This is a genomic window from Segatella baroniae DSM 16972 = JCM 13447, from assembly GCF_000426585.1.
Lineage (GTDB): Bacteria > Bacteroidota > Bacteroidia > Bacteroidales > Bacteroidaceae > Prevotella > Prevotella baroniae.
In genome coordinates this window covers 69,781-89,673 of sequence record NZ_AUFQ01000007.1, presented here as the reverse complement: position 1 = coordinate 89,673, position 19,893 = coordinate 69,781, and the positions used below count along the sequence as shown (strand labels likewise).

Here is a 19,893-nt window from a genome sequence, read left to right as displayed (position 1 = left end):
TATAGTAAATGATACATAATTGGGAAATAGCTCAAAAGGGTTAGAACGTTACGTTCAGACCGAGCACGAGCATGCGAGGCAATGGATAGTGGCCATAGGTTGTAGACACTTCGGGTGTAGCCATGGAGGGTGCTTCGCACAGATAGCCGAGGTTCTGGCCCGTCACGGAGACCCGAACAGCTTCGAGATGCAACGGTGCAAGCCACAACTTAGGCAGATCGTAGGACAATGTCACTTCGCGGAATGACAGATAGTCGCCCTTGTAGCAGAACATAGAGCTACGGCGTGAGTAGTTACGTGCATTCTGCTGATCGGCCCAAATGTAGGTAGGATACTTGGCATTGATGTTGTCTTCCGACCAGGTGTCCTTGACATTGGTCAGCGTGTTGTAGGTTCCCTGCGCGTTACCCATAATCCATGGTGTGCGGTAGTCATACTGTACGAAACCGAGCGCGAAGTCCAGGCGAGTAGAGAGAGTGATTCCTTTCCAAGAAGCGGCCAGGTTGAAGCCACCTATCCATTTGGGAGTAGCGTTGCCTTTCTTCACCAAATCGTAGTTATCGATCACGCCATCGCCGTTCACGTCTTTCCATTTCACGTCGCCGGGCCTGATGGCCATGCCGCCGGCATCCTTTCCTTTGGACTCATAGATAGCAGGTCCGTAGAGCACTTTATTGTTTCCACCGTAGTAGCTATCTGCCGTTGACCTATCAATCAGGTTGCCCGGAATCTCTTCGGCTGTGCGATAGATACCTTCGGCTTCGAAAACCCAGACGTCGCCCGGGCGTTCGCCTTCGGCATAGCCGCCTACCCATTTCTTCTCATCGCCATTACCGGTGTAGACTTGGAAGCCTCCCTGGCGGTTCTTCTCGTTGCCGTTGGCAGGCAGCTTGATTACTTTGTTGGTGTTTCGGGCCAGGTTCAAGCCTATGTCGAGACGCCAGTCCTTGGTCTTGATGGCATGATAGTTGAGTTCAAGCTCAACACCCGTATTCTGGAAAGTACCGTTGTTAGAAGTGACCGTTGTCCAACCCGATGAAGCGGGGACGGTGATATTGGCATATTTGTCTATCGTACGACGGTTGTACCATGTGAAGTTGGCTTGCACCTTGTTGTCGAGGAATGCCAGATCGAGACCGGCTTCAAATGTGCGTGAGGTCTCCCAAGTCAGATAGGGATTGGGGATGTTGTTGAGATAGTAACCTTGCTGACCGTTGTAGGTAGTCTGTAGGTAGTTGCCCTGCACGGTGTAGTTACCTACCCAGTTTCTGTTCACATTACCATTTTTACCATACGAAGTGCGGAGTTTGGCAAAGTTCAGCCATGAGGCGGTATTCTTCATGAAGTTTTCTTTTGAGAATACCCAACCCAAAGACAGTCCTGGGAATACGCCCCAGCGGTTTTCCTTGCTCAGTTTGGAGATTCCGTCACGGCGGATGGTGAAGCTGGCCAGATACTTCCCGTCGTAGTCATAGTTGGCACGTGCAAAGTAGGATTCGGTGATGAACTTGCTGTGCTCCGAGTCTACCGTGCGTGCGCCCTCGTCTTTGATAGTATATTCCAGATCGGGGAAATAGTTGTTGTTGGGATTGTAACCGGCACCTCTCAACATATTATACTTCTGGTGGAAATATTCCCAACCTCCCAGTACTGCCACATTGTGGAGACCGAAGTTTGCATGGTAGTTGAGCAGGATGTTGTAGGTCTGTGTCAACTGCTTCCGCGTCTGCGAAGAAGAGTTGTGCCTGGTGTTGTAGCTGCCCGGTGATTGCAGGTAGGTATGAAACATGTACTCATTGGTATAGTATTCATAGTACCAGTTGCCCTTGAAGTCGACATCCAAGTTCTTCACCGGCGTGATTCTGAAGTCTTGCGCAATGTTGAATTTCTGCCAGTTGTCGTCCTGCCATACGGCGTCTTGCAGAAACTGCTGGTTACCATCGCCCGAATTCTTGCCCAAAAGCAGTTCGCCATCCTTGTTGTGGGTGCGGAATGTCGGAGGATAAGAGAAGTTGCGTGAGAAGTAATTGGCCTCTCCTGCGAACGGAGAGATATCCTGTTCCTTGGAAGTAGAGACGTTCACGTTGCTGATCGACATGAGCCACGGCTTGATTTTATAGTCGACATTGAGCAGCCCCGACAGGCGACGGCTGTAGTTATTGATGGCGCTACCCTCACTCCTGTTGTAACCCAAGCCGGCATAGTAGTGACCACGTTCATTACCGCCACTGAAACTGAGGTTATAGTCTTGTGAGAAGCTGGGGCTCTTGATGTTCCAGTCTTCCATCTTGTTGTTGATGTAGACCAGTTCCTTTTTTGTCACGGGGTCTATCATGGTTTTATACCCCTTGCTCAGCAACTCGTTGTAGAGTTCCGGCGTCAAGTCGTCTTTGGCATAGACGCCCCAGATACCGCGAGAACTCTTGTTACCGTCGGCATTGTAGTCGTTGCCCGTTCCGTAAGGCTGGTTGCCCGAGAGCGAATTTAGGTTGGTTGAGCCTCGCTGTGAAGCGTACTGATAGGCCCGGCGCATATAATAAAGGTAGTCGCCGGCGTCTAAGAACTCGTAAGGATTGTTGAAGTAGTTCCACGACAGCTTGGTGTTGAAGTTGATTTTCGACGTTCCGCTCTTGCCCTGCTTTGTGGTGATAAGGATAACACCGTTGTTGGCACGCGAGCCATAGATAGCGGTGGCGCCGGCGTCTTTCATCACTTCCATTGACTCAATGTCGTTAGGGTTGATGTCGTCCATACTACCACGAATCATACCGTCGACCACCACCAGCGGTGAACCGCTGCCGTCGTAATCGGTACCGCCACGCAGAATGATCGTAGGGGCTGATGTCGGGTTACCGGAGCTTTGGATGACACGCAAACCCGCCACACTACCGCTCAGAGCCTGTGCGGGGTTGGAGAACATTCCTGTAGTGAGGTTTGAGTTCTTGACTTTCGAGATGGAGTTCGTTAGTTTAGAACGGGTGATAGAGCCGCTATAACCCGTCACCACAACTTCATTAAGTGACGTAGAAGCCTCTCGAAGCGTAAAGGTGAGCCCCCCCCCCCCCATCCAAGTCTTTTCCATGGCGTCATATCCGATGTAAGACACCTGAATGACAGAACCTTTGGTTACATTGGATAAGGAGAAATTACCCTCCAGGTCTGTCACCGTCCCGTTCTTGGAACCTTTGACAAGGACTGTGGCGCCGATAATCGCCTCACCGTTTGCGTCTTTTACCACGCCACGACAATCACTTTGTTGTTGGGCAATCTGCGTAGAATAGCCTGAATGCGCCAATACGTTGGCTGCCGAGCACGCCAGTATTGAGCACACACTGAAAATTAATATTTTGCGCATAATAAATAAAGGTTAGGTAAATAGTTTTAATGGTAAACTTTTGCAAATATAAAAAAGTATATTAATTTACAAAAATATTTCCAATTGATTTGCAAATATAATTAAATATTTTTACGAAATACATCCCGGAAGAAAGAAAGGAATTAACAAATGGTTCCACATCATAAAACCTTTAAGGTATAAGTTCGTTGTTTTATCTCGCCATAGGAATGATATGATGAGACCGACCTGGTATGAAGAAGCTATAAAAAGAAAAAAGGATATGTCCTCAAAACGACATATCCTCTTCTGAATGGGTATCTGTTTGCAACATACAAAGTAAATCTACGTTAGTTGTATGCCGCCGATGACACATCTACACGAACGAGATGACGCCCTGCACGGGCTCGCTCCCTCCGCCTTCGGCGTCGTCTTCGGACATCTTCCCCTGGGCTTGCTTGCGTATCTCCTCCAGCTGTTGGCGCGTCCTCTTGTAGGTCGGCGTGTTCTCGATGGCCAGTATCACGTCTTCGTTGTTGAGGTCGTCGGGGTGGAAAAGGTAGATTTGCGGGTGGCGTTTGTACTGGTTGGCGCCCCCCTGACGGCCATAATAGGTTTCCATCCGCTCCTGACGTCTGGCCTTCTCCTCCTCTTCGCGGGCGCGACGGTCGGCCTCTTCCTGCGTATACTTGTGTCCGAGGTGCTTGTGCATACCGTCGACGTCCTCTATTCCGAAGCCTGTGGCGAGGATGGTGACCTTCACTTTCTTGCCCAATTCGGGGTCGAAGGCCACGCCCCACTTGATTTCGAAGCTGCTGTCGAACTTCGCCATGAAGTCGTTGATTTCATTCATCTCGTCCATCATGAGGCCTTCGTTGTCCTTCTCCTTGGCGAAGGCGAGGCTGAGGAGTATCTTCTTGGAGTTGTAGACGTCGTTTTCGCTGAGCAACGGCGAGTTGAGCGCGTCCTCGATGGCGGCCTTCACGCGTCCCTCCCCTTCGCCGTAGCCGGTGCTCATGATGGCAACGCCACCGTCTTTGAGCACGGTCTTGACGTCGTTGAAGTCGAGATTGATGAATCCGTGCGTCGTGATGATCTCCGCAATGCTCTTGGCGGCAATGCTCAAGGTGTCGTCGGCCTTGGCAAAGCCGCTCGTCAACGACAGGTCGGGATAGATTTCGAGCAGCCGTTCGTTGTTGATGACGAGCAGGGCGTCCACGTGTTTGGCCATCTCCTCTACGCCGTCGAGGGCCTGGTCGATCTTGAGCGGACCCTCGAAACGGAACGGAATGGTGACGATTCCGACCGTCAGAATGCCCATTTCCTTGGAGACGCGGGCGATGACGGGGGCCGCTCCCGTTCCGGTTCCGCCCCCCATGCCGGCCGTGATGAAGGCCATGCGGGTGCCGTCGCTCAGCATTTGCTTGATGTCCTCTATGCTCTCCTCGGCTGCCTGGCGGGCCTTCTCGGGCTTGTTGCCGGCTCCCAGCCCTTCGTTGCCCAGCTGCAGATGCACGGGGACGGGCGAATCGCTGAGCGCCTGGTTGTCCGTGTTGCACAATACGAACGTTACATCGTGGATTCCTTCACGATACATGTGGTTGACGGCATTGCCGCCGCCGCCGCCCACACCGATGACCTTGATGATGCTGTGCTCCTTCGAGGGCCCTACAAAATTGACTATATTGCTTGACATATACGCTTTCGTTTGATGTGATTACTCTTCTTCCTTGATCATTTGCTCACCGAAGCTCTTGGCTTTTCTGAAGACCTTGTGCCAGAAGCTGTTCTCCTTGCGGCGGGCGGCCTCTTCCGCCTCGAGCCTCTCCTGCTCCAGACGGGCCGCCTCCTCCTCGGCGTCCTTCTTCCTGCGCAGCTCTTCCTCGGCCTTCAGCTTTTCGGCTTCCGTGCGGACGACGCCGCTTCCGGCCACTTCGTTGACCTGTCGGGCGGCCACATGGGCCTCGCCGGCGTTGGGCATGGGCCTGGCGCCGTCTTCGGAACTGAACAAGTCGCTCCTCAACTCCGCGCCGGCACAGTTCATGTCGCCCTTGGCAAGCAGTCCGAGGAGCGTGTTCATTTCGCCGTCGTGGCGGTTGACGTCTTCGTTTGTGGAGTTGATGGTCTGCGTTACGAACCTGGCAACGCGTATCTTCTCGACCTGGGTGTGGTTGCGGAAGGCCGTCTCGATGTTCTTCATGCTCGAACCGCCGCCAGTGAGGACGATACCTCCCAGCAATTTGTCGAGATATTCGTTCGGCACTTGGAACCAAGCGTTCCTTATTATCTCCTCCAGTCTGCCCTCGACAATCTCTATGAACTTGCGACTCTCTATCTTCCTGTCTTGGTCGAGCGGCAGCATGAGCGTGTTGTCGATGTCGTTGACGGGCGTGTAAGCACTGGCGTATTTCAGCTTCATCTGCTCCGCGGCCGCCTCTTCCAGCTGCAACGACGCGATGTCCTTCGTGATGTTGTCGCCTCCAAGCGGGATGACGGCGAGGTGGCGGAGTATGTTCTTGTAGTAAACGGATACGGTGGTGGTGCCCGCTCCCAGGTCGACCAACACGCAGCCGGCCCTCTTTTCCGCTTCGGTCAACACGCTGTCGGCCAACGCCAGCGGCGCGAGATACATCTCGGCGATGGCGATTCCCGCCTGATCGAAGCACTTGTTGAGGTTGCGATAGAACGTTTTGGCCCAGAGGATGTTCAGGAAATTGCCCTCCAGATGGCTGCACTGAATACCTACGGGGTCCAGCTGATACTGCGCATCGACCTTGTATTCCTGGGTGGCAGAGTCAAGAATCTCCTGGTCGGGATAAGGCATGCTGCGGTTGGAGTCCATCAGTTCGTTGATCATGTCCTGCGACACGAGCGTGTCGGCGGGCAACTCTTTGGCGATGGTGTTCTTCACGCTCAGGATGGACTGGCCTCCCACCCCGACATAGACATGCGTGATGTTTGTCTTCAGCGCCGTCTTGAGCCGCTGCATGATGTTTGACAGACATTGCACCGTCTTGTCGACGTTGTAAACCACGCCCTTTCTGATACTGGATGTAGCGTCTTCCTCCACTACAGTCAGCACGGTGATGCTCCCGTCGAGATTCTTTTTTCCCGCAATGCCTGAAATCTTGGTCGATCCCAGTTCGATTGCCACAATAAATTCTGCCATACTTTATCTTTTTATATCTTGTATCTAATGTGTTATAACGCCTTTTTCTTCTTGCAGATGATTTGGTTGTCAAACTCCAGATTGATGTAGGAATACTTGTTCCAGCCGGCCTGTGAGAGGCCATACTTGTAGAAGTTCTCCAGCCGCTGGAGCTTTCTGTCCATGAACTCGCCGACCAGTTTCGTCCTCTCCTCCTTGTACTTGCTCTCCGGCAGGCGGCCTATCTGAACGATCTGGTCCCCCACCCGGGGCACCAGCTCTATGCTTCGGTCAGGCAATACATTGATCTGCACAATCTGGTTCTTCCACAGATTGTCGTCCATGATGGCCTTGCTCATCGGTGAAATGTAGTTCATGGCAAACCATTTGGATATGTATCCCGTCGCAATGATCAAGTCGGAAGTGTAGTGGGAGTTGGGCATGATGCAGTCGTGGTCGTCCAAATAGTAGTCATCCCCTTGAACGGCTTTGATTCTGACGACAGGCATTCGCTGCGTCAACAGTATGCAGACGTGTCCGTCCTGCGTCTTGAAGCACTCCGCTGTCTTGACGAACGGACTTGACTTGAGCCGCTCTTCAATCTTCCTTGCGTCCACATAGCGCATCGGTTTGTCCAGCGGATAGAGCTTGTCGGCCTCAAGTCTGTGCTTGATCTCCTGTGTATTGATGAATCCGTTGGTAGCTTCGTCTTGGATGTCGATGGTAACCTTGGTGCATACGCTGGCTTTCTCATCCGGCTTGTTGAACCTTGTGAATGCCAAAATGAGGTATACGCCAATCAACACGTCGAGCGTCAAGGTCATCGTCTTCTTCCAATTGATTCTCATTTACTTTCTATGATCTTGGCCATCTGGGGCACATAGTTGTCCAAGTCGCCCGCTCCCAGCACGATCAAGACGTCGAAGTCCCGGCTCTTTACAAAGTCGATGACGTCTTCCCTGTGTATCATCCGCTTTTCAACACCTGGCTTCAGATTATCATAGATCAGCTTGCTGGTGACACCGGGGATGGGTTTCTCGCGAGCAGGATAGATGTCGCACAGCACAACTTCGTCCAGTTGGCTCAACGCTTCGGCAAATTCCTTGTAGAAATCGCGTGTCCGTGTGTAGAGATGGGGCTGGAAGATGGCCGTGATCTTCCTGTCGTGATACAGCTCTCTCATGCTCTTGGCACTCTGGAAGATTTCCTTGGGGTGGTGGGCGTAGTCGGAGAGGAAGACATGGCGGTCGTTCTTCACCTTGAAATCAAAGCGGCGGTCCACCCCGCCATAGGTCTTCATGCCGTATTTCAGCTCTTCGGCCGTGCAGCCGTTGAGTTGCGCCATGGCCATGGCGGCCACCCCGTTCTCTATATTGATGGGTACGGGCTGTCCCAACACGATGTTCGGAACATTCTCGATGGGGGAAATGAAGTCGAAAGTAATCTCGCCATTCTTCATCCGAATGTTGGCGGCATGGAAATCGCCCTCCTCCAGACTGTATTCATATACCTTCACGCCTTCCGAAACGTCCTGTTTCATCTCCAGATTCTTGTGCAGAATGAGTGCGCCTCCGGGCTGAATCAGGGTCGTGTAGTGGCGGAAGCTCTCCAGATAAGCCTCCTTCGTGCCGTATATGTCCAAGTGGTCGGGATCCGTAGAGGTGATGACGGTCATCCAAGGGCGCAGCCAATGGAAGGAACGGTCGAACTCATCGGCCTCGATCACCACGTAGTCGCTGCTGTCGGACAGGATGTAATTGGTGCCGTAGTTCTTGGATATGCCGCCCAGGAACGCGTTGCAGTCCAGATGACTCTGGTGCATGATGTGCGCGCACATGGTCGACGTGGTCGTCTTGCCATGCGTTCCGGCGACACACAGCCCCTTGTGCGTCCGCGTCAGCGTACCCAACACCTGGGCGCGCTTCTCTATCTCGAATCCGTTTTCGCGGAAATAGGCCAGTTCCCGATGGTCGGCGGGGATGGCGGGCGTGTAGACGACGAGACAAGCGCTCCTGTCCCGGCAGGCCTGCGGTATCTCCTCCACGTTCTCTTCATAGTGAATCAGCATGCCTTCCTGCTCCAATTGGCGCGTGAGGGCCGACGGAGTCTTGTCATATCCGGCCACGACCATTCCCTTGTGAATGAAGTAACGGGCGATGGCGCTCATGCCAATGCCACCCGCCCCTACGAAATATACGGCTTTGATGTCTTTCAGTTCCATGATGATTGGTTTGCCAACGCGATCACTTTGTCGGCAATCGTGTCGGCAGAGTCTTTTAATCCTAACTTGAGAATGTTCTCCTTCAATTGCTTCAGCTTCTCATCGTCGCCGACAACGGCCAGCGCCTGCTTGATGAGGACATCGGGGGCTTCGCTGTCTTTCACGTAGACGGCGGCATCCTTGTTGACCAACGCCATGGCGTTCTTCGTCTGATGGTCTTCCGCCACGTTGGGACTGGGCACCAGGATGACCGGTTTGCCGATCAGGCAGAACTCCGAAATGCTGCTGGCGCCGGCCCGGCTGACGACCAAATCGGCCGCCTCATAGGTAGCCCCCATGTCGCTGATGAAGTCGGTAATGACCAGATTGTCGGGCTTTCCAAGCTCCTTCGTCCGTCGTTGCATCTCTTCCAAGTACAATTTGCCTGTCTGCCAGATGAACTGCACGCTGCTTTGGCCTATTTCCGTCAAATGGTTGAGCACGCTCTCGTTGATGGTTCTGGCCCCCAGGCTGCCGCCCACGAGCAGCACCGTCTTCTTTTCAGGGTCCAGTCCCCATGCCTTTCGGGCCTCTTCCTTGCCTACTTCCGCGGTCAACACGTTCTGTCTCACCGGATTTCCGGTCATGACAATCTTGTCGGCAGGGAAGAATCGCTCCATGCCCTCGTATGCCACGCAGATGACCGCAGCCTTCTTGGCCAGCAATTTGTTGGTCACGCCCGCGTAGGAGTTCTGCTCCTGTATCAGACAAGGTATGCCTTGGTCCGCGCATACGTTGAGGGTCGGTCCGCTGGCGTAGCCTCCCACGCCGACAGCCACCATGGGTTTGAAGTCCTTGATGATTCTCCTTGCCATGCGCTGGCTGCGCCAAATCTTCAGCAGAACGCCGATGTTCCTGAGCAGATGCTTGCGGTCGAACCCGCTGATGGGCAGTCCTTTGATCTCATATCCCGCAGCGGGGACGCGCTGCATCTCCATCCTGCCCAAGGCGCCGACAAACAATATCTTCGCATCGGGACGCTTGGCCTTGATGGCATTGGCGATGGATACGGCCGGGAAGATGTGTCCTCCGGTTCCTCCCCCGCTGATAATGATCCTCAATTGCTTATCCATTTGATTCTTATCTATATTGCAAAAGTAATCAAAAAAATCCTTTTCCACTCATTTTGCCTGTTTTTTATGCTTTTGCCGACAATCCGTCGCCCGCAGCCTGCGGCACTTCGGGCTGCCGCCCGGCGTCTTTCTTCTTCTTGGCCGACCTGCTGACGCTCAGAATGGCGCCTATATAGATGCAGTTGATCATCGACGACGTGCCGCCCTTGCTTATCAAAGGGAGCGGCTGTCCCGTGACGGGGACCAGCCCAACGGCCACACACATGTTGAAAAGAGCTTGTGTCACGAGCAGCAACGCCAGCCCCATGGCAAGGAAGGCGGGGAAGTTGTTCTCGCACCGCATGGCGATGTTGCCGGTTCGGAACAGCAGGATGATGTAGAGCAAGGCCACGAAGACGGCCCCTGCTATGCCGAGTTCCTCGATGATGATGGCATAGATGAAGTCGGAGAAGGCCTGCGACAGGAAGTCGCGCTCTTCGGAATTGCCCGGTCCTTTGCCGATGACCTTCGAGGAGGCGATGGCGATGTTGGCGTGCGCCGTCTGCGCATCCTTGTCCAAGTCGACTTCCGAAGGCTTGATGTCTCTGTTGTTCACGAACGTGAGCACGCGTCCCTTCCAGGTGTCGGCTCGATGAAACAAGAAGCTGGAAGCCCCTTCTTTCTTTTCGGTTTGCGCTCCGGCAGGAATCCGTTTCTCCGTCAGCGTCCTGTTGGCGTCGACCGCCTCGTTCTCATGTCCCACCAACATGATGAACGACAGGGCGCCGACCGCGACAAGCATGACGACTCCCATCAGCATTCCTATCTGCCGCATGGGCACCCGTCCTATGATCATCATCATGACCAGGACGGCTCCCAGCAGCACGGCTGTCGAGAAATTCTCCTTCGCTATCAGCACGATGAAGATGGCGGAAGTCCACAACACGTACTTGAAGGCGTTCTTGTCGGCTCCCCTGTCCGTCTGCATGGCGCTCAATATCTGTGCCGTGGCCAGCACCAGCGTGCCTTTCGCTATCTCGGAAGGCTGGAACTGCATGCCGAAGAAGCTGATCCAACGCTGCGCTCCGTTCGTGGCGCTGCCCGCGACGACCACCCACACCAAGGTCACCAGCGAGATGATGAGCAGGAAGGGGGTCAGCAGCTTGAAGTAACGGCACTGTATGTTCAGCGTGACGACCATGAAGAAGATTCCCAAGAGCAGGATTCCGATGTGCTTCAACATCGGCGCCCAGTAGCTTCCTCCTTTGTAAGTGAGTTCGGAAGAGGCCGAAAACACCTCCACCACGCTGATGATGCAGAGGAAGAAGAACACCATCCATATCACCTTGTCGCCCTTGAAGACGTTGCCAAGTGTTTTGTTCATGACGCCATTCTTAGAGGTTTCTCACCAATGTCTTGAACTGGTCGCCCCGGTCTTCCATGTTCTTGAACAGGTCGAAGCTGGCACAGCAGGGGCTCAACAGCACCGTCTCGCCCGGCTTGGCCATCTCATTGCAGGCCTCCACGCACGCTTTCATGCTGTGGGTGTCGCGCACGGGAATGCCCAAGGCGTCGAAATTGTCGTGCAACTTCTTGTTGTCGGCTCCGAGATAGACCAGTCCCACGCACTTCTCCTTCACGAGTTGCTTGATGGGTTCGTAGTCGTTGCCCTTGTCCTTGCCGCCCAATATCAGGATGGTCGGCGTCTTCATGCTCTCCAAGGCATACCAGCAGGCGTCCACGTTGGTGGCTTTCGAGTCGTTGATATACTGCACGCCGCCCACCTTGCACACCTTTTCGAGCCGGTGTTCCACGCCCGGGAAGTCGCTCAGGCTCTTGCGGATTACGTCTTTCCTGATACCGGCTATGTTCGTGGCGATACCCGCCGCCAGGCTGTTGTAGATGTTGTGCTTGCCCGTCAGCGAGAGTTCTTCCTGCTCCATGTTGAAAGGCGTGGGCTTCTCGATGGTGTATTGCCCCTCCTCGATGTAGCCTATCGAGCCGGCTTCCTTGAGTTCGGAGAACGGACACTGCACGGCCTTGATGTCATACTTCGCCAATTCCTCTCTGATGATGGGGTCGTCGTTCCAATAGATGAAGCTGTCCTCGGCCGTCTGGTTCCGGATGATGCGCATCTTGGCCGCCGCGTATTTCCCAAACTGGTTGTCGTAGCGGTCCAGGTGGTCGGGGGTGATGTTGAGCAGGATGGCGATGTTGGCGCGGAAGTCGTACATGTTGTCGAGTTGAAAGCTGCTCAATTCGATGATGTAGTAGGCATGCGGGTCCTCCGCCACCTGCAACGCCAGGCTCTTCCCTATGTTTCCGGCCAGTCCGGCGTCGTAGCCGGCGGCCTTGAAGATGTGGTATATCAGCGACGTCGTGGTCGTCTTGCCGTTGCTGCCCGTGATGCACACCATCTTGGCGTCGGTGTAGCGGCCGGCAAACTCTATCTCGCTGATGATGTGAATGCCCTTTTCGATGGCCTTCCGAACCATCGGCGCTTCCTTGGGAATGCCCGGACTCTTGATGATTTCGTCCGCATTGAGGATGGCGGCTTCCGTATGGCGCCCTTCCTCCCACGCGATGGCGTGGTCGTCGAGCAGCTTCTTGTACTTGTCCTTGATGACGGACATGTCCGAAACGAAGACATCGAAGCCTTCCTTCTTGGCGAGCACAGCGGCTCCGGCACCGCTTTCAGCCGCTCCCAGCACTACTATTCTTTTCATATTTCTATCTGTAATTGTCCAGTAATAATCTATATGTTTCCAAAAGGGCGTCTTTCGCCGTATGAAAGCTGCCCTTTGACAAGGCAAAAGGCCAGCGGTTGCCGCCTGAAAGCTGCCCTTTGACAAGGCGAAAGGGCAGCGGTTGTCGGCCGCCACGCAACGGCCATCCGTCAACACTCATCTCCTATCGCCTCAACAGCCATCCGTCGTCGCGCGACCGCCGTCACCTGATCTTCAGCGTGATGATGGCCAGAGCCGCCAGAATGATGGTCGTAATCCAGAAACGAATCGTTATCTTCGACTCGTGGAACTGCCGTTTCGGCCAACCTTTCAGCAGATAGCGGCTGGTAGGGTCGAGTTGCGCGTCGAGCTTGCGGAAGTTGTCGTGGATGGGCGTAGCCCTGAACACGCGCACACGCTCTCCCCGACGCTTGCGGTACTTGAAATAGGTGGACTGGATGATGACGCTCAGGCTCTCCACGAAGAAAATGCCGCACAGGATGGGCAGAAGCAGTTCCTTGTGGATGATGACGGCGCACACGCCGATGATTCCGCCGATGGTCAGCGATCCGGTATCGCCCATGAACACCTGCGCGGGATAGGCGTTGTACCACAGGAAACCGATCATCGCGCCTATGAAGGCACAGAGGAAAACCACCAGTTCCTGCGACCCGGGGACATACATGATGTTGAGATAGGCCGCGTATTCGATGTGGCTCGACACGTAGGAAAGGATTCCGAGGGCCACGCCGATGACGGCGGCGTTGCCCGCGCACATGCCGTCCATGCCGTCGTTGAGGTTGGCCCCGTTGGAAACGGCCGTCACCACCAGTATCGTCATGACGACAAAGAGTATCCAGCCCGCGGCCGTCTTGTACTTGCCGCAGAACGCCATGACCTCGGAATAGTCCAGGTTGTGGCTCTTGACGAACGGGATGGTCGTCTTCAGCGACTTCACGGCTTCAGACTTGTGCGTCACCACGGTCCCCTGGCCCTGCCGCTGGGTCTCGATGTTCAGCCTCACCTTGGCGTCCGGACTGGCCCAAAGGGTCAGACCGACGATGAGTCCGATACTCACCTGCCCCACAATCTTGTACTTTCCCTTCAGTCCCTCTTTGTTCTTGCGGAATATTTTGATGTAGTCGTCCAGGAAACCGAGGAACCCCAGCCACACCGTGGTGGCTATCATGAGCAGCAGATAGACGTTGCGCATGCGCCCCAACAGCACTACCGGCACGAGAATGGCGAAGATAATGATGATTCCTCCCATCGTGGGCACGCCCTTCTTGGCCGTCCCGAACGGGTCGATGGAGGCGTCGCGCTGCGTCTCGGAGATGTTCCTTCGCTTCATGTACTTGATGAACCGCTCGCCGAACCATGCCGAAATGACCAGCGAAAGAATCAATGTCAGCAACGCCCGGAACGAGATGTACTGCCAAAGATGGGAGCCGGGAACGTTGAACTGGTCTAAAAATCTGAATAAATAGTACAGCATTTTATTTCATTCTTCTTGTTAACACAAATGTGGATGCTCAGCCGTTGAAGATGTCGCGCACCACTTCCTTGTCGTCGAAGTGGTGTTTCACGCCCTTGATTTCCTGATAGTCCTCGTGGCCCTTGCCTGCGATGAGGACGACGTCGCCCTTCCGGGCCAGCATGCAGGCCGTGCGAATGGCTTCGCGGCGGTCGACGATGCAGAGCACTTTCTTCATCTGCTGCGCGTTGAGGCCGGCCAGCATGTCGTCGATGATGGCCTGCGGCTCCTCGAAACGGGGGTTGTCGCTCGTGATGATGACCTTGTCGCTCTGCTTCACGGCCTCCTGGGCCATGAGCGGACGCTTCCCCTTGTCGCGGTTGCCGCCCGCGCCACACACCGTGACGACCTTTCCCTTGCCGTCGAGCACCTCGTGGATGGCGTTCAGCACGTTCGCCAGGGCGTCGGGGGTGTGGGCGTAGTCCACGATGGCCGTATAACCTTCGGGCGAACGGATGGGTTCGAGCCGGCCGCTCACGCTGTGCAGCGTGCTCATGACGAGCAGAATGTCCTCCGGCCGCTGGCCCAGCATGACTGCCGAGGCATAGACGGCGAGCAGATTGCTCACGTTGAACTTGCCGATGAACTGCACGCCGACCTCGTGGTTGTCGATGTCGAGATACATTCCCTCGAAGTGGCATTCGATGATGCGGGCCTTGAAGTCGGCCATGCTCCGTGTGGAATAGGTCTTGATGGTGGCCTTCGTGTTCTGCACCATCACCATTCCGTTCTTGTCATCGGCGTTGGTGATGGCGAAAGCGCTCTTCGGCAGCGCGTCGAAGAAGGCCTTCTTGGCGTTGCGGTAGTTCTCGAATGTCTTGTGATAGTCCAGGTGGTCGCGCGTCAGATTGGTGAAAATGCCTCCTGCAAAGGTCAGTCCTCCGATGCGTTTCTGGGCTATGGCGTGGCTCGAACATTCCATAAAGGCGTATTCACAGCCAGCTTCCACCATGCGGGCCAGCAGCATGTTCAGCTCGATCGGGTCGGGAGTGGTGTGGTCGGCGGGCACGGCTTCATCCTCGATGTAGTTGCATACGGTGGACAGAAGCCCGCACTTGTGACCCATCTTGCGGAACATATTATATAATAAGGTGGCGATGGTGGTCTTCCCGTTGGTTCCCGTCACGCCCACCAGCGTCAACTTGGTCGACGGATTGCCGTAGAAGTTGGTGGCGGCGCGGCCCGCGACGTCTTCGGTCGAGGGCACCTGCACGTAGGTTACGCCTGCTTTCAGCTCCTCGGGCATGTCCTCGCACAGGATGGCCCGCGCCCCCTGGTCTATGGCTTTGCCTATGAATTTGTGACCATCGGCCAGCGTTCCCTTCATCGCGATGAAGAGATGACCGTTCCCGATGCGGCGCGAGTCGATGTTCACGCCGCAAATCTCTACATCCATGTCACCCGCAACCTGCAGGGGCTTGATGTTTTTAAGCACTTCGCTTAATTTCATATCGTGTAATGTTAAGTTTTCAATGTGAAATGAGGAATGGGATATGTGAAGTTAGGAGTGTGAAATGGGAAATGCGAAGTGTGGAATGTGAAGTGAGAAGCGGTGAATGAAGTGGTCATTTCACATTCCACACTTCACATTCCGCATTTCCCATTCCTCTTTTCTCATTCCAATTCCAGCCTGCATCTCATGCCTTCCCGAATGTTTGTGCCTGCTTCCACACTCTGTTTCACCACTTTTCCGCGCCCTTTGATGGAGGTTTTCAAGCCTCGACTCTCAAGGATGTACACGGCGTCGCGGGCACCCATGCCGATGACATCGGGCACCTGGCGGCGTCCATGCACCTTTTGGCGTTGCAATGTCACGGTTTTATGGCGGGCCTCGGCCCTTCCCCAGATGGGATTGCCGTCGGCATAGCTTCCCGACCAGTCCTTGTTGGTGCTGATACCGAGGTGCGACAGCACGTAATCGGCCGCCAGCAGGTTGCCGTCCTTGACCCCCGGCACGAAGACGGAGGCCGTGTCGCGGGCGTCTTTCACGTCGAGTTTCAGGCTGTGGGCCATGATTCCCTCGGCAATGTCATGGAAAACGACGCCGCTCATGCCGCCTCCCGAAGCCGGCAAGCCCGACTTCTGGATGCAGACGATGCAGCTGTAGCGCGGATTGTCGTCGGGGAAATAGCCGGCGAAGCTCAACAGATAGTTGGTGCCGCCGCTCTTGTAGCCCTGCGCGCCCTTCGACATCTGCGCCGTTCCAGTCTTTCCGGCCACCCGGAAGGAAGCCGAACCGGCCTTGTGGCCCAGTCCTTCGCTGACCACACGGTCCAGAATGCGTTGTATTTCCTTCAAAGTCTTCTCCTTGCAGATACGTTCGCGCATCACCTGCGGGGGGAAATCCATCAACACCTCGCCGTTCTTCACCACCTGCTTGACAAACCGCGGGCGCATCATCTTGCCGCCGTTGGCGATGGCATTGTAGAAAGTGAGGGTCGATATGGGCGGTATCTGGGTCTCGTAGCCGATACTCATCCAGGGCAACGCGGTGGAACTCCAGTTGAGCCATTGGCCCCTGTCGTTCTTCTTGGGCATTCGGATGCGTGCCGGGGTGGCCCCGACGAGCGGTATATGCAGGTTGTCGGCCAAGCCGGTGCGGTAGATTCCCTTGACAAACTTCTCGGGATTGTTGCGGTAGTGGTCGTCGATGATGCGGCTCACACCGATGTTTGAACTCACCATCAGCGTCTGCGGCAACGTCAGCAGCCCGTAACCGCCCCGCCGCCAGTTGTGGTCTTTCATCTCACGGCCGTACATGGGCCACACACCTCCGGCCGTTTCCACGCGATAGGTCGTATCGACGACGCCGTCGTCGAGGGCCACCATGATGCTGGCAGTCTTGAAAACGGAGCCAGGCTCAAGCAAATCGCTCACCGCATGGTTGTGGATTTCACGGTATTCGCCGTCCACGCACTTCTCCATGTTGACGATTGCCTTCACATCCCCCGTGGCGACTTCCATCACAATGGCCACACCCACGTTGCCATTGATGAGCTTCAGTTCGTTGATGAGCGAACGTTCTGCCAGGTCCTGCATGCCGACGTCGATGGTGGTCACGATGTCCGCGCCGTCAATGGGCGGCGTGTCCATGATGTCGAGGAACTTGTTGAGCACCTTGCGGCGGTGGATGATACCGTTGGTTCCACGCAGAATCGAGTCGTAGGACAGCTCCAGACCGAAGCGGGCGGCGTCTTTCGCGCCATACATGGCCCCGATCGTGCGGCTGGCCAACGAACCGTAGGAGCGCTTGCGGGCGTTGTTTTCTTCATAGTGGAAGCCGCTTTTATAGGCGGTCAGGTTGAAAACAGGCAGGTCTCTTACCTCCGTAAACGTGTTGTAGTCAATGCGGTTGGACCAGATGGGCCAGTGGCGTTTGCGTTTCTTCTTTCCTTCTTCGAGATGGGAGCGGAACGCCTTGGCCGTCATCTGGGGGAAAATGCGGTTAAGCCCCATGCAGATGGAGTCGACCTTGGCCTCCCACAGCGAGTCGTTCTCGGCGTCGTGCAAGGCCTGGAAGTCCATGAACACCTTGAACTCGGGCAGGCTGCTGGCCATCAACTTGCCGTCGCAGCTCAGGATGTTGCCTCTGGACGGCTTGATGTCCACACTGTCTTTCTTCACACGGTCGGCCACTTGCATCCAGTAGTCGTGCTTGGCCGTCATGATATACAAGGTTTTGCCGATGACGGCAATGGCCATGATGGACATCAGCAACGCGAATGCGTTGTAGCGCGGCATGATTTTATGATGATCGAACTTACTCAAGGATGTGAAGATGTTTAAATGTGAAGTGTGGAATGTGAAGTGTTGAATGGGGAATGCGAAGTGTCGAATGGCGAATGTGGAGTGTTGAATGTGGAAGCGTGAAGCTGTTCATTTCTCATTGCACACTTCTCATTCCACATTCCCCACTTTTCATTCTCCTGGAACATTGATGATATACGGTGGTTGGCTCGGTATCTTGAGCACACTGTCCTTATTATCTTTCAGCATATCGAGCACATGACTCTCCCGACTGATTTCCGTGAGCTTGCTGCTGCTCGACAACGCCTTGTACTTGGCGTCCTGCAACCGGGTGTTGAGCCTGTCGATCTCCAGCAAGTCCTTCTGAATGCTGTAGCGATTGGCGATGTAGGCAATCATGAAGACAACCACGAGCAGGATGACCCATATCTGATTGCGCAGCGTCTCGGTAGAGAGGATGTCGCCACCGAGCACCTTTTTCAGCGTAAACTTGGCCGAAGCAGGGGCTTCATCCTCCGTGGCCCGCTCCATGAGCACCTCTTTCAGCGAGATTTGCTCCTCTTTGTGGTCTTTGTTTTCCTCTTCTTTCTCCATAACGGGATTGTTTTAGAATTGCTGTCGTTCGTCATTTCTTTTCCGCAATGCGCAGTTTCGCACTCCTGCTCCTGGGGTTTCGCTGCTGTTCGTCGGCGTCGGGCACGATCACTTTCGTGTTGACCAGCCTGAAAGGCGTCTCTATACGGCCGTAAAAGTCCTGCTGCACCTTGCCTTCGGCATTGCCCGACTTCATGAAGTTCTTGACGATGCGGTCTTCCAAGGAGTGGTAGGTGATGACCGACAGCCGTCCACCGGGGGCCAGCAGCCGCGTGGCGGCGTGCAACATCTCCTTGAGGGCCGCCATTTCGTGGTTCACCTCGATGCGCAACGCTTGAAACAACTTGGCCATGTCCTTCTTTTCGCGCTCGCGTTTGAAGAGCGGTTCCACGGCCGCGGCAAACTCCCGTGTCGTCAGGATGGGCTTCCCGGCCCGCGCCTTGACCAACAACGCGGCGATGCGGCGGGCGTTTTTCAGTTCGCCATACAGATAGAACACGTCGGCCAAGGCCTCTTCCGAATAGCCTGCGACGATGTCGGCGGCCGTCATTCCGGCCCTTTTGTTCATCCGCATGTCGAGCGGCGCGTCGAAACGGAACGAGAACCCGCGCGTCTCGTCGTCGAAGTGGTGGCTCGACACGCCGAGGTCGGCCAGCAATCCGTCGATACGGTCCACGCCATAATACCTCATCCAGTTGCTCAGATAGCGGAAGTTGGAGCGCACAAAGGTGAAGTTGGGCGGACACCCGTCGCCCAAATTCCGCTCCGCGTCGGCGTCCTGGTCGAAACCGTAGAGGTGTGCCGACGCGTCGAGCCGACGAAGGATTTCGCGGGAATGGCCGCCACCGCCGAAGGTGACGTCGACATAGACGCCACCCGGCTTTATTTCCAGGCCGTCGACGCTCTCGCGAAGCAGCACCGGCACGTGATATGTTTCAGCAGTCTTCACCATCATCTTCTCATTTTTCATTTCTCACTTCTCATTTCACACTTCTCCCATGATTTCTTCCACGGCTTTTCCGAACTCATCGACAGGCAGCTGCTCGCGGGCCATGGCTTCCGCGCTCCATATCTCGATGGTGTCGTCCACCCCCACCAGGTTCACTTCCTGCTGAATGGCGGCCATCTGCAAGTAACGTTTGGGTATGAGAAAGCGCCCGTTGCCGTCGAGCGTCAGTATCTCGACATCGGAAACGAACTGTCGGAACACCTGTTGTTCCTTGCGGTTCCAACGGTTCAGCCGCAACCGCAGCATGTCCATCACGCCGTTCCACACCGATTCGGGATAGACGACAAGACACGACTGGAAGACATCTTTCCGAAGAACGATGTTTTGCTCACCGGCAGCCTGCAAAATCTTGCGGAATGCCGCCGGCATGAACACCCTGCCTTTCGCGTCGGTCTTTCCTGAAATGTTGCCTATGAATCGCATGCACACATATTTAATATGGATTTCGCCGTCAAAGATACACATTTTTCCCCACACCGCCCCACTTTT

Annotated in this window: 14 protein-coding genes; all 14 read right to left on the bottom strand. The window is 55.0% G+C overall.

Annotated elements, in window-relative coordinates:
• Nucleotides 1-40 precede the first annotated feature (40 nt).
• The 14 genes from K334_RS0106880 to mraZ all read right to left on the bottom strand — a co-directional run bounded on the left by K334_RS0106880 (nt 41) and on the right by mraZ (nt 19,827).
• Nucleotides 41-3,355: a SusC/RagA family TonB-linked outer membrane protein gene (locus K334_RS0106880; RefSeq protein WP_081658051.1), complete on the bottom strand. Its 3,315-nt coding sequence runs from the start codon at nt 3,353-3,355 to the stop codon at nt 41-43.
• A 355-nt stretch (nt 3,356-3,710) separates the two neighbouring features.
• On the bottom strand, nt 3,711-5,030 hold the full coding sequence (ftsZ, locus tag K334_RS0106875) for a cell division protein FtsZ (RefSeq protein ID WP_025881790.1): 1,320 nt from the start codon (nt 5,028-5,030) through the stop codon (nt 3,711-3,713).
• A 21-nt stretch (nt 5,031-5,051) separates the two neighbouring features.
• The gene (gene ftsA / locus K334_RS0106870; RefSeq protein WP_025881791.1) at nt 5,052-6,503 is read right to left on the bottom strand and encodes a cell division protein FtsA; all 1,452 of its coding nucleotides are present in this window, start codon (nt 6,501-6,503) and stop codon (nt 5,052-5,054) included.
• Nucleotides 6,504-6,535: 32 nt separating this feature from the next.
• Nucleotides 6,536-7,330: a cell division protein FtsQ/DivIB gene (locus K334_RS0106865; protein ID WP_021588741.1), complete on the bottom strand. Its 795-nt coding sequence runs from the start codon at nt 7,328-7,330 to the stop codon at nt 6,536-6,538.
• Nucleotides 7,327-8,703, bottom strand: coding sequence for a UDP-N-acetylmuramate--L-alanine ligase (gene murC, locus K334_RS0106860; RefSeq protein ID WP_025881792.1), 1,377 nt, complete (start codon nt 8,701-8,703; stop codon nt 7,327-7,329). The genes K334_RS0106865 and murC overlap by 4 nt, the downstream gene beginning before the upstream one ends.
• Nucleotides 8,694-9,815 carry an undecaprenyldiphospho-muramoylpentapeptide beta-N-acetylglucosaminyltransferase gene (gene murG, locus K334_RS0106855; RefSeq protein ID WP_027444731.1) on the bottom strand — a complete coding sequence of 374 codons (1,122 nt, stop codon included), beginning with the start codon at nt 9,813-9,815 and terminating at the stop codon, nt 8,694-8,696. Before murG ends, murC begins: the two co-directional genes overlap by 10 nt.
• A gap of 64 nt (nt 9,816-9,879) precedes the next feature.
• Nucleotides 9,880-11,178 (bottom strand): FtsW/RodA/SpoVE family cell cycle protein, encoded by a 1,299-nt coding sequence (locus K334_RS0106850; RefSeq protein ID WP_027444730.1) that lies wholly within the window; start codon nt 11,176-11,178, stop codon nt 9,880-9,882.
• Nucleotides 11,179-11,188: 10 nt separating this feature from the next.
• A complete protein-coding gene (gene murD, locus K334_RS0106845) occupies nt 11,189-12,520 on the bottom strand; it encodes a UDP-N-acetylmuramoyl-L-alanine--D-glutamate ligase (RefSeq protein WP_027444729.1) in 1,332 nt (443 codons plus the stop codon).
• A 223-nt stretch (nt 12,521-12,743) separates the two neighbouring features.
• Nucleotides 12,744-14,015, bottom strand: coding sequence for a phospho-N-acetylmuramoyl-pentapeptide-transferase (gene mraY, locus K334_RS0106840; RefSeq protein ID WP_027444728.1), 1,272 nt, complete (start codon nt 14,013-14,015; stop codon nt 12,744-12,746).
• Between the two features lie 37 nt (nt 14,016-14,052).
• Nucleotides 14,053-15,504, bottom strand: coding sequence for a UDP-N-acetylmuramoyl-L-alanyl-D-glutamate--2,6-diaminopimelate ligase (locus K334_RS0106835; RefSeq protein ID WP_025881795.1), 1,452 nt, complete (start codon nt 15,502-15,504; stop codon nt 14,053-14,055).
• Between the two features lie 164 nt (nt 15,505-15,668).
• A complete protein-coding gene (locus tag K334_RS0106830) occupies nt 15,669-17,822 on the bottom strand; it encodes a PASTA domain-containing penicillin-binding protein (protein ID WP_027444727.1) in 2,154 nt (717 codons plus the stop codon).
• A 150-nt stretch (nt 17,823-17,972) separates the two neighbouring features.
• Nucleotides 17,973-18,395, bottom strand: a complete 423-nt coding sequence (locus K334_RS0106825) for an FtsL-like putative cell division protein (RefSeq protein ID WP_021588635.1) — start codon at nt 18,393-18,395, stop codon at nt 17,973-17,975.
• 31 nt (nt 18,396-18,426) lie between these two features.
• A complete protein-coding gene (gene rsmH, locus K334_RS0106820) occupies nt 18,427-19,347 on the bottom strand; it encodes a 16S rRNA (cytosine(1402)-N(4))-methyltransferase RsmH (protein ID WP_025881797.1) in 921 nt (306 codons plus the stop codon).
• A gap of 33 nt (nt 19,348-19,380) precedes the next feature.
• Complete coding sequence (gene mraZ, locus K334_RS0106815; RefSeq protein ID WP_027444726.1) at nt 19,381-19,827, bottom strand: division/cell wall cluster transcriptional repressor MraZ; 447 nt, start codon at nt 19,825-19,827, stop codon at nt 19,381-19,383.
• Nucleotides 19,828-19,893 lie beyond the last annotated feature (66 nt).